The following is a 6803-nucleotide window of genomic DNA, read 5'->3' on the forward strand; positions in this document are numbered from 1 at the left end:
GAGCGAGCGCCAGCGAGCGCAGCGGGCCTGCCCGTCGAGCCGGGCGACCGCAGCGACACGTCGCCGCCCTGCACGGTCACAGCGACAGAAACCGTGGCGTGAGGATCGACCGGCTCGTGACGGGGGTTCCAGGGGGTCGCCCCCCTGGGCAGACAATGGCGCGGTGGCGGAGGCCCGCGCGGTCGGTTTCCTCGTCGGCGTGGGTGAAGCCGCGCCAGACTCGGGGATCCATGTCGGAGTCTCGGGCCGTGGGCAGGAAGCGCGCCGTCACCAGCACCTCAGGGAGGTCGCGGCGGCCGGGGCGGCGCTCCATGCCGATCTTCACGTAGGTGCCCTCGCGCACCATGACGACGGACGCGAACCGGACCCGCGTGTGCCGCTCGGCGTCCCGGAACCAGCGCGGGTTGGACGCCCAGTAGATATTCTGCTCGGTGTCGACGGCGACGGTCAGCGGGCTGAGCGCGCCCCGGGCCAGGTGCACCTCCGTCGGGCGGTCGCGGTGCACCCAGGCCAGCGCGACCCGTCCGACCACCGCTTCGAGGACGGCGGTGACCTCGGCCGGTTCCCGGCAGCCGGCGAGCAGCTGGACGAGCGGCTCGCTGTCGGTCGTGCCGGACGCGGGCGGCAGCGCGAACCGGGCCCGCAGGTCGGCGGTGTCGATGTCGCCGTTGTGCGTGGCGACGAGGTCCCGGACGGCCATCGGGCTCGCGTTGCGCGGCTCCAGCGGCGATCCCTGCGTCGCCCAGCGGGTGTGGCCGAGCGCGACGGGCGAGCGGTCCAGCTCGGGGACGTAGGCCGGCCGCCAGATCTCGGCGAACCGCCCGCGGCCCTTCACCACGCGGCAGCCGCCGGAGGGCCCGGCGATGCCCGGCCGGCCGCCGAGGCCCGGCCACGCGCCGAGCAGCGCGAGGCCCGCCGAGTCCGTGCCGCGTTCCTCCGCGAGCATGCCCAGCGTGACGAACACGTCCGAGGCCCGCCCCGGGTCCTCGTCGAACGGTGACCGCACCATCCCGAACAATCCGCACATGTCAGATGAGATGCAGATCATGGGCGGACGGTTCGAGTCGTCCACCGGGCCGAATAAGCTCAGACCCGTGAACCGCGCGCCCCGATGGCTGCTTCCCACCGTGCTGACCGCGCTCGTGCTCGCCGTGGTCGTCGGTGCGCTGCTGAGCTGACCGGCGCGGGTCATATGATCGACGGGGCGCGGAACGGGGATGATCAGGCCATGTCAGCACGCCGCGTCGCCGCCCGCTCCACCGCCGCGCTGGCCCTGGCCGGCGCGTCCGCGGCCGTGTACGCCCCCGCCGCGCACGCCGCCCCCGCCGCCGCGAAGGACGAGCGCGTCGCGTTCACCATCAAGGACCCGCGGATCACCGAGTCCAGCGGCCTCGCGGCGAGCGCCCGGCATCCGGGCGTCGTCTACACCCACAACGACTCCGGCGGCGTCCCGAAGATCTACGCGCTCGGCCCGGACGGGCGGGTGCGGGCCGAGCTGACGCTCGGCGGCGCGAACGCCCGCGACTGGGAGGGCATGGCGCTCGGCAAGGACGGCCGCGGCCGTCCGGCGATCTTCGTGGCGGACATCGGCGACAACCTCGGCGGCGCCTGGCCGTACGTGACCGTGTACCGGATCCCGGAGCCGTCCCGGCTGGTCAGCCAGACGCTGCGGGCCACCGCGTTCAAGGTCAAGTACGAGGACGGGCCGCGCAACGCCGAGACGGTCATGATCAACCCGCGCACCAACCGGCTCTACATCGCGAGCAAGCTGTTCGGCGGCAAGATCTACGAGGCGCCGGCGAAGCTGCGGACGAGCGGGTTCAACGTCATGCGCAAGGTCGGCGACGCCCCGGCCATCGCGACCGACGGCGCGTTCGCCCCCGACGGCCGCACCTGCGTGATCCGGACGTACTTCGGCGCCCGGCTGTACTCGGTCGGGCCGGACGGCAGGCCCGGGAAGACGCTGAAGTCGATCAACCTGCCCATGCAGGCGCAGGGCGAGTCGCTGACCTACACGGCCGACGGCAGATCGCTGCTGGTGGGCTCCGAGGGCAAGAACCAGCCGGTCTACCGGCTGCCGCTGCCGGAGGAGGCGCTGCCGTCGCCGTCGCCCGCGGCGAAGAACGCGGGCGCGGCCGACTCCCCCGAGAACGGCACCAGGGACTCCCCCGGCACCCGGGCCGGCCTGTTCCTCGCGCTGGCGATCGCGGCCGCGGTCGGCTACGGCCTGACGCGGCGACGGCGGTGACGGGTGGGGCGCGGGGGGCGGCGGGCGGCCGTCCGACCTGACCGGCACGATGGAAAAGGCTTTCGGAGGACGACCGGATCCCGGAAGGGGGCGACGGTCCCGCGGGGACCCGTGTGAGGATGCGGACTGTGGAGCATGAGCTGGTGGGCCTCGCGGGGTCGGGTGGCCGGTGGCGCCCCGTCGCCGCCGGCCCGTTCACCGTCCTCGCGGTGGCGCTGGCGCTGCTGCCGATCCGCCCGGTGTGGCTGTGGGCCGCGCTGATCGGCGCCGTCGCCGCGGTCCCGTGGCTGCTCGGCGCCGTCCCCGACGCGCGCCGGCGGCGCCCCCGCCCGTACTGGCGGCTGTCGGCGGCGGGCCTGGAGCGGATCGGCCGGGGCGGGCTGGTCATGGTGTCCTACGAGCGGTCCCGGATCGACGGCCTCGCCATCACCACCGGCGACGGCGTGCTGACCGTCTTCCACCGGTTCGGGCGGACGGCCGTGGGCGGCATGACGGCGATGGGCCTGGAGCCGCTGGCCGTGTTCGTGACGGCCCGCCGCCTCGGCATCCCCATGCACGTGCTGGACGGCGAGGCCACCGACCTCCTCGACCCGGCGCTCGACGAGGCGCTGCGCGCGTCCGGCCTGGAGGACGACATCCCGGGCGGCGGCCCGCTGCCGCGCGACCACGCGGTCGAGAAGCGCCTGCTCGACCAGGAGGCCGCGCTGCTGGCCGCGGCGTACGAGCCGCCCGCGGAGCCGACCACCGAACCGTCCACCGCACCGTCCACCGGGGCCGCCGGAGGCCGCGCGGGCCGCGGCCGGGGCAGGCGCGCCGGGGAGCAGCGGCTGGCCACGCCCGAGCCGCTGCCGAGCCGCCGCCGGATCATGGCGCTCGGCGCGCTGACCGCGCTGCTCGGCGCCGTGATGATCGTCCGGATCGCGCTGGACGGGACGAGCGAGTTCGGCGCCCGGCTCGCCGCGGGCTGCTGGGCGCTCGCCGCGATCGCCGGCGTCCTCACCGCCCGGCGCCGGCTGCTGCGCGCCGCGCAGGTCCGCTGGACGATCACCGCCGAGCGGCTGCTGGTGCGGGCCCGCCCCGGCCGCCGCCGCGAAGTCCAGGACCTGCGCGCCGGGGACGTCGCCGCGGTCGTGGTCGGCCCCGGCCTGCGCCTCGACCCGGTCAGCGGGGAGCCGCGCCGCGCCGACCTCGCCGCGCTCGCGTTCGGGCACCGGCTGGAGCTGGTCGCCCGGCTGCCCGCGCACGGCCTGGACGGCTTCCAGCTCGCGCACGCCCTCGACGACCACGGCTACCGGGTGATCACGCCGGGGGCGCGGGCGCCGCGCCGTCCCGACTACGGCCTGGAAGGGCTGCCGGAGATCTTCGCGCAGGTGCCCGGCGGGCGGCTCGTCGTCGCCGACGGCGGGCTCGGCTGGGCCGACGCCGCAGGCGACGTCGTGCTGAAGATGCCCGAGGACCGCATCGGCGGCATCGAGCTGCTGACCATCGGCGGGCACGCCTGGGTCCGGCTGTACGACTCCGACGGCGACGAGTTCTTCGCCGCGCCGCTGTCGGCGCTGCGGATCTCCCGCACCGACCTGCGCGACTCGGCCCGCCGCGCGGGCCTGCCGGTCAACGACGCCGAGTACGACGCCTACATGAGCGCCGCGTTCCATTCGGCCGTGTCCACGCTCGCCGCGCCGGAGCCCGACCGGGCGCCGGCCGCGCTCCCCGCGCCCGCCACAGGCCCGGACGGCGGCGTCCAGGACGTCCCCGCGCCCCCACCGGGCGGCCCCGGCGGGCAGGACGTCATGTTCGCCGTCTCCGCGCCGCTCGGCCCCGTCACGGCCCCCGGAACGCTCCTGGACGCGACCCGCCGCTCCCGCATCGGCACGTACGCGATGAGCGTGCTGCTGTGCGAGGCGGTGGCGCTGCTGGGCGCGGTCTGGCTCGGCCCCGACCTCGGCGGCTTCAACGCGACGGCGAGCTGGTCGATGCCCGCCGGGCTGGTGATCGGCCTCCTCGGCTACTGGCTGTACGACCGGAACCGCTCCCAGCTCCGCGTGTCGTCCGCCGGGCTCGCGGTCGTCACCCGGCGCGGCAAGGTCGAATGGGAGCTCACCCGCGACCGCGTCGGCGGCGTCGGCATCGACGAGTCCACCGACCGGATGCCGCGGCTGGTGGTGTGGGCGCCGTCCGGGCGGGTGCTGCGCCAGATCACCTTCCCGCCGGACCTGGACGAGCTGCGCCGCGCCTGCGAGCGCTACGGCGTCCCGTGGGGGCCGCCCGACGCCGACCGCCCCGCGCCGCCCCCGCCGGAGCTCTGACCGCCCGGCCGCAGCGACCACGTCTTCAGCGACTCGTAGGTGACCTGGTCGCAGTCCTTGCCGGGCAGGCGGCTGCGCACGAGCTGGATCGAGTCGGCCGTCCACGGGGTGCCGGCGAACGCCGACAGCTCCTCGATCAGCGACCGGACGTCCACCGGCCGCCGCGACCGCGCCAGCGTCAGATGGGGGCGGAACCCGCGGTGCTTGTCCGGCAGCGTCCCGACGCGCCGCCCGGCGGCCGTGGTGGACGCGGCGAGCCGCGCGAGCCGGCGGCGGTCGCCGTACAGTCCCGTCCACAGGACACGGGCGTGCGCGCCGCTGCCGGGGAACGCGCCCGCGCCCGCGAGCGACAGGTCCATCCGCTCATGCCGCCCGACGGCGCGCTCCAGCCGGGGCAGCAGCCGGTCGAGGGTGCGGTCGTCGACCTCGCCGAGGAACGTCAGCGTGACGTGCAGCAGATCGCGCCGGACCCAGCGCAGCTCCGGCACCGCGTCCAGATGCGGGCGGACGGCCTCGTCGAGCTCGTCCAGGACGTCCGGCGGCGGCACGAGCGCCACGAAAAGCCTCATGGGAGCGTCCGAACGGCCACCCGGCCAGCCTGTCAGCCGACGGCACCGTTGTCACGCGGGCGGGCCCGTCATCCTTCCGCGGGACGGGCCCTGCGCAGCGCGGGCCGGACCGCCGTCCCCCGCGCGGCGACCGCCCCGACCACGACCGCGGCAAGCGCGGAGACGACCCCGCCGAGGACGAGGCTCGTCCGGGCGCCGAAGTGCTCGGCCAGCCAGCCGATCGCGGGCGCGCCCAGCGGGTTCGTGCCGAGGAACACCAGCATGTAGAGCGCCATCACCCGGCCGCGCATCTCCGGCGCGACGCCGAGCTGCATCGTCGCGTTCGCCGCCGTCGTGATCGTCATCATCGCGATGCCCGTCGGGACGAGCAGCGCCAGGAACAGCCAGTACGTCGGCATCAGCCCGGTGACGGCCTCCAGCGTCCCGAACACCAGGCCCATCCCGACCAGCATCCGCAGCCGCGGCTTGGCGACCCGCCGCGCGGCCAGCAGCGCGCCGCTGAGCGCCCCGAGCGCCAGCATGCTGGACGCGAGCCCGAACGCCGACGCGTCGGTGTGGAAGACCTCCTTGGCGACCAGCGCGACCGTCGTGTTGAAGTTCATGCCGAACATCGCGAGGAACCCGATGAGGATCAGCACGAGCATGAGGTCGCGGCGCCCGCGCACGTACCGCAGCCCCTCGCGGAGCTGCCCCTTCGCCCGCTTCACCGCCGGCGCGTCGTGCAGCTCGTCCGCCCGCATCGCCCACAGGCTGAACAGGACGGCGCCGAACGACGCCGCGTTCACCAGGAACACCGGCCCGGTGCCGATCAGCGCGATGAGCACCCCGGCGACCGCCGGTCCGAGCAGCCGCGCGCCGTTGAACGTGGCGCTGTTCAGCGCGATCGCGTTCGGCAGGTCGCGCCTGCCGACCATCTCGACCACGAACGACTGGCGGGTCGGGTTGTCGACGACCGTCGCGACACCGAGCCCGAACGCCAGCACGTACACGTGCCAGACCTGCGCGTTCCCCGACACGGTGAGCAGGCCCAGGACGAGCGCGAGCACGCCCATCGAGATCTGCGTGAGCACGAGGACGCGCCGCTTCGGATACCGGTCGGCGATGACGCCGCCCCACAGCCCGAACAGCAGCATCGGCAGGAACTGCAGCCCGGTGGTGATGCCGAGCGCGGTCCCGCTGCCGTGCGCGAGTTCGAGGACGAGCCAGTCCTGCGCGACGCGCTGCATCCACGTCCCGGTGTTGGAGACGACCTGCCCGGCCGCGTAGAGCCGGTAGTTGCGGATCCGCAGCGACCGGAACATGCCGCCGCTGCGCGCCTCCCCGTCGGCCGCCTCCCCGTCGGCCGCCTCCGCGCCGGGGACCTCGGAACCGCCCTCTTGGAACGTTCCGTCCCCCTTCACGCCACGCCCACCGTCACCGGCGTCCGCGAGCCGCGCAGCCTCCCCAGCCCGCACGGACGCACCGTCCCGCACGAACTCGCCAAGCTGCGCGCCCTCACCAACCCGCACACCGTCGCCCACTCTCACGGGTTCGGCGACCTGCGTCGTGTCGCTGACCCGCGTGCTGTCGCTCGGGCGTGTGGGGGTGCCGCGCCGCGGGGGCTCCGCGGGTGGGGTGGGGCGGGTGGGGTGGCGGCTTCGACAAGCAGGTGGCCATGCGGCAGACCGAGCAGATGGGCGC

6 protein-coding genes are annotated in these 6803 nt (G+C 75.3%); 3 read left to right on the forward strand and 3 right to left on the reverse strand.

Going from position 1 to position 6803, the window contains the following annotated elements; all coding sequences use genetic code 11:
* Positions 1-76 precede the first annotated feature (76 nt).
* Entirely contained in the window at positions 77-1009 is a 933-nt protein-coding gene (locus AB0K34_RS09100) for a hypothetical protein (RefSeq protein ID WP_364546830.1), read from the reverse strand.
* A 16-nt stretch (positions 1010-1025) separates the two neighbouring features.
* Here AB0K34_RS09100 and AB0K34_RS09105 point away from each other — a divergent pair, with 16 nt between their 5' ends.
* The 3 genes from AB0K34_RS09105 to AB0K34_RS09115 all read left to right on the forward strand — a co-directional run bounded on the left by AB0K34_RS09105 (position 1026) and on the right by AB0K34_RS09115 (position 4554).
* Positions 1026-1178 (forward strand): hypothetical protein, encoded by a 153-nt coding sequence (locus AB0K34_RS09105; RefSeq protein ID WP_171069412.1) that lies wholly within the window; start codon positions 1026-1028, stop codon positions 1176-1178.
* 50 nt (positions 1179-1228) lie between these two features.
* Positions 1229-2248: a hypothetical protein gene (locus AB0K34_RS09110; RefSeq protein WP_364546831.1), complete on the forward strand. Its 1020-nt coding sequence runs from the start codon at positions 1229-1231 to the stop codon at positions 2246-2248.
* 119 nt (positions 2249-2367) lie between these two features.
* Positions 2368-4554 (forward strand): hypothetical protein, encoded by a 2187-nt coding sequence (locus AB0K34_RS09115; RefSeq protein WP_364546833.1) that lies wholly within the window; start codon positions 2368-2370, stop codon positions 4552-4554.
* Here the strand turns inward: AB0K34_RS09115 and thpR are convergent.
* Both thpR and AB0K34_RS09125 read right to left on the reverse strand, forming a co-directional pair.
* Entirely contained in the window at positions 4491-5123 is a 633-nt protein-coding gene (gene thpR, locus AB0K34_RS09120) for an RNA 2',3'-cyclic phosphodiesterase (RefSeq protein ID WP_138641218.1), read from the reverse strand. The genes AB0K34_RS09115 and thpR overlap by 64 nt on opposite strands.
* 68 nt (positions 5124-5191) lie before the next feature.
* Positions 5192-6424: an MFS transporter gene (locus AB0K34_RS09125; RefSeq protein WP_138641222.1), complete on the reverse strand. Its 1233-nt coding sequence runs from the start codon at positions 6422-6424 to the stop codon at positions 5192-5194.
* Between the last annotated feature and the right edge of the window lie 379 nt (positions 6425-6803).

The sequence above is a fragment of the Actinomadura sp. NPDC049382 genome (assembly GCF_040677125.1).
Classification (GTDB): Bacteria; Actinomycetota; Actinomycetes; order Streptosporangiales; family Streptosporangiaceae; genus Spirillospora; species Spirillospora geliboluensis.

Excerpts from the sequence above, each read along its gene's own strand:
- AB0K34_RS09125 (WP_138641222.1), bottom strand. The coding sequence starts at position 6,424 with ATGTTCCGGTCGCTGCGGATCCGCAACTACCGGCTCTACGCGGCCGGG.
- AB0K34_RS09115 (WP_364546833.1), top strand. The coding sequence starts at position 2,368 with ATGCGGACTGTGGAGCATGAGCTGGTGGGCCTCGCGGGGTCGGGTGGC.
- AB0K34_RS09105 (WP_171069412.1), top strand. The coding sequence starts at position 1,026 with ATGTCAGATGAGATGCAGATCATGGGCGGACGGTTCGAGTCGTCCACC.
- AB0K34_RS09100 (WP_364546830.1), bottom strand. The coding sequence starts at position 1,009 with ATGGTGCGGTCACCGTTCGACGAGGACCCGGGGCGGGCCTCGGACGTG.
- thpR (WP_138641218.1), bottom strand. The coding sequence starts at position 5,123 with ATGAGGCTTTTCGTGGCGCTCGTGCCGCCGCCGGACGTCCTGGACGAG.
- AB0K34_RS09110 (WP_364546831.1), top strand. The coding sequence starts at position 1,229 with ATGTCAGCACGCCGCGTCGCCGCCCGCTCCACCGCCGCGCTGGCCCTG.